Source organism: Flavobacterium aquaticum (assembly GCF_003259835.1).
Classification (GTDB): Bacteria; Bacteroidota; Bacteroidia; order Flavobacteriales; family Flavobacteriaceae; genus Flavobacterium; species Flavobacterium aquaticum.
Genome location: NZ_QLMI01000016.1, coordinates 1 through 3369, shown reverse-complemented (window position 1 = coordinate 3369; position 3369 = coordinate 1). Strand labels below are relative to the sequence as shown.

At 34.3% G+C, this 3369-nt stretch carries 2 protein-coding genes and 1 pseudogene; all 3 read right to left on the bottom strand.

Annotation, left to right across the window (positions count from 1 at the left end; translation table 11 throughout):
- Positions 1-2492 (bottom strand): annotated as a pseudogene (locus B0I03_RS13030) (hypothetical protein); the annotation flags it as partial.
- An 11-nt stretch (positions 2493-2503) separates the two neighbouring features.
- On the bottom strand, positions 2504-2887 hold the full coding sequence (locus tag B0I03_RS13025; RefSeq protein ID WP_111567867.1) for a hypothetical protein: 384 nt from the start codon (positions 2885-2887) through the stop codon (positions 2504-2506).
- Positions 2888-3108: 221 nt separating this feature from the next.
- Positions 3109-3369, bottom strand: a 261-nt coding sequence (locus B0I03_RS13020) for a T9SS type B sorting domain-containing protein (protein ID WP_146603304.1), incomplete at its 5' end; no start/stop codon positions are given.

The window sequence follows — 3369 nt, the reverse complement described above, 5'->3', positions numbered from 1 at the left end:
CTGTAATTTGTTATCGTTGATGAACCTGTTGCAATACATGTAGGAGCTGTAGTAGATATCGTTGGTACTGCTGGTGTAACCAACATCGCTAAATTGGTAAACGATGCTGATGCTACTGAAGTACAACTTCCATTGCCTGCTGTTACTGTATATCCTGTTCCAACTGTCATGCCTGAAATTAATCCGCCTGCACCAACTGTTGGTCCTGAAGGTGTGAAAGTATAGGTTAACGCTCCACTGTAATTTGTTATCGTTGATGAACCTGTTGCAGCACATGTAGGCGCTGTTGTAGATATTGTTGGTACTGTTGGCACCGTAACAACAACTGTATTTGAAACAGCAATAGTATTTGAACAACCTGGCAATACAAAAGAATATTGAACTCCATCAAACCAAGTTGCACCATTAACTCTAGTAATTACAATTGTACTTGTAGCAACAGTTGTAGTAACTGTTATATGTTGCAAAACATCATTTGGACCAGCATTAAAAGCGCCAATATTAGCAGTTCCATCAGAAATAGTAACACTTCCTTGGTTATTATCTCTAGCAATACTAATTGTAATTATTGTTCCTGCAGGAACTAAATGTTGTAATGTTAATGTCAAAGTATTATTAGCATTATCAATAGTTGCGCTATTTACTGTATTTGCAGCCGCACCACTAGCAGAAATAACTCCTACTGAATTCGCAGAATTAAGACCTCCAGAAGCAGAAGAAGCATTACCCGAAACAGTTGTTCCCGCTGCTGCAATACTTATTGCGTTTAATGTTGTATTTGCTGTTACCGATGGAACCGTAACTGTTCCTGTACCAGCAGCATTTAATGTTACTGTTTGAGATGCTCCACCATTAATATTATAAGTAACAACGGCATTTGGAGTTCCTGTAAGAGTATAAACAGCATTGTTACCTGAACAAATTGGAGTTATTGATGTTATACTAGTAAGTGTAGGCGATGGATTAACAACTATAGTACCTGTAGCAAAAACAGTACCACACCCTCCTGTTAGAGGGATATTATAAAGAAATGTTCCTGATGCAGTTGGTGTTCCCGAAATAGTAATAACACCAGCTGACCAAGTTGCACTAACTCCGGCAGGCAAACCATTTGCTCCAGAGATCCCACTATTTGCAATACCTGTAGCAATAGTAGTTGTATGTGTTATATTTGGCATTAGAGAATTAACACAAATTGTAGGTGAACTTGATGCTGCAGAGGCTGTATTAGAAGCTGCTCCAGCAATAGTAATATCAACAATTTGTACACACCCTACATTATCAGTAACTGTTACAGTATAAACCCCTGGCGCTAAACCACTAAACGAACTAACTCCAGCATTATTATTATTTGTATAAATTACTGTTCCAGAAGAATTTTCCCAAACATAATCATATGGAGTAACACCTCCCTGTCCTTGAACTGTAGCTGAACCTAAAGCTAAACAAGTTGCATTTACAGATGTAATTAAAGGAATATTACAACACTGCATTTCTGCAAAAAAAGGAAAACTTGGATCTCCTACACAACCAGCTGTACCATATCCACCAGTTTCATAATCTGAAAGTGTGTCAAAAGTAATACTTAAATCAAGATTTGGAGTACAACTGTTAACTGTTGTAATTCTAAAACAAAATGTCCATGTACCTGTACCGTCTATACTTGGATCACCATAATTATTTGTTAAATTCCCATCGGGACCACCTGGTCCAACAGGATCAACATCAACATACCAACCTTGACCTGCAGGTCCATTAGCATATACCCAAACGTAGCTACCACTTCCTGGAGGCGCAGAAACACCTACTAGAGTAGCTGTATTCCAACCCGGACCAAAATCTGGAACTACACCAGCTAACCAGTTAGCTCCAATTTGCTCATATTCTGTAACTTCAAGACAAACATCAACTGTAGTCCCAGGTAAATAAAAACCTCCTACTGGAGTTGGATTAATTGTTAAATTTGAACCTAAAACACATAAATCACAATTATTTGTTACAGATAATTGAAGTTGAAAATTTGCAAAATCAGTTTCATCTTCTCCACTAATTTGCATGTAATATGTTGTTCCTGGAGTAAGAGCACCTAAAGATGCTGTTATATTTCCTGTTGCACTATTTTCACATAATACTCCAGATAGCGAATTACAACCTCCAGTACTTGCGTATAGACCAATATTAGCTGTATTTAAAGATGAAGTAAAATTGATATTTAATTCATTCCCATTTGTTGGAGCGACAAAACTTACCCAAACATCAGCGGCTGGCGAGTCCATACATGATAAAGCAGAATATGGATTTTCTGCTGTAGCACCAGTTGTTGTTCCATTATAAGTTAATGTAGTTCCACTATTTGTGCTACCACAAGCCGCTGCAGAAGGAAGAGTACCTAAGTTTACAGCTGTATTACATCTATCTTGACTAAAAGAAACACTTCCTATCAAAAAAATAAATGAAACTAAAAAACTCTTAATATGTATATTTATTTTCATAACTATTTCTTTTATTTCGTTTGTCCTTTTAAATTTCTAAACTCTGTTCGAGTAAATTTCTGAAGAATAAATTTCTTATTATCAGATAAAGTAAAGTAATAGTCATCTGAGCTTTTCTCTCCTGGATTCCTAAAATTTTGTAAATCTAGTTTCAGATTTTTATTTCTAAGATCGTTTACCGAAAATAATTCAACCTTTAAACCACTTTTAAATTCAATAACATTGCTTTTACTTTCATAACGAAAAGCAGACATATCAGCTGTGGAGAAAGCTTTTTTATAATCGTTAATATTTGATACAATCTCAGGATTTAAAAACTTGTAACTAATTTTCTCTACTTCCTGAGAAAAAGAAAAATTAAAAACAAAAAGAGCAAAGAGTAATATTTTTTTCATAGGTAAAATATTGATTAATTAATTAAATCTTAAAATTAAGTTAATAAACAAATATTAAAATATTTTTTGAATTATCAAATAATTAACTATAATATTTTAAAATTATTCAACATAACCAATAAAATCAATACAAATAGACAGAAAAAAGATTAAAAAAATTTTTTTTAACAAAAAAAACCACCTCTTTTGAGGTGGTTTAAAAATATTATATATCGATAAAATTAACGTTTCATCGTAAAATGCGCTTTAAATTGTTTAGCGACACCATTTTCTGTGTAATCTAACGAGAACCAGTAATCTGTTGATGGAAGTAATTCTTGATTGTACGTTCCGTCCCAACCATTACTGTCGTCTGTTACGCTTAGTTGTTTTAACAATTTACCATAGCGGTCAAAAATGTACAACTTAGCATCTGCTTGATTTAATCCACTAATATTCCACGTATCGTTGATGCCATCTCCGTTTGGTGTAAAGTAATTTGG

Bases quoted from the DNA above. Each gene is read 5' to 3' on its own strand.
- B0I03_RS13025 (WP_111567867.1), bottom strand. From the start codon at position 2,887: ATGAAAAAAATATTACTCTTTGCTCTTTTTGTTTTTAATTTTTCTTTT.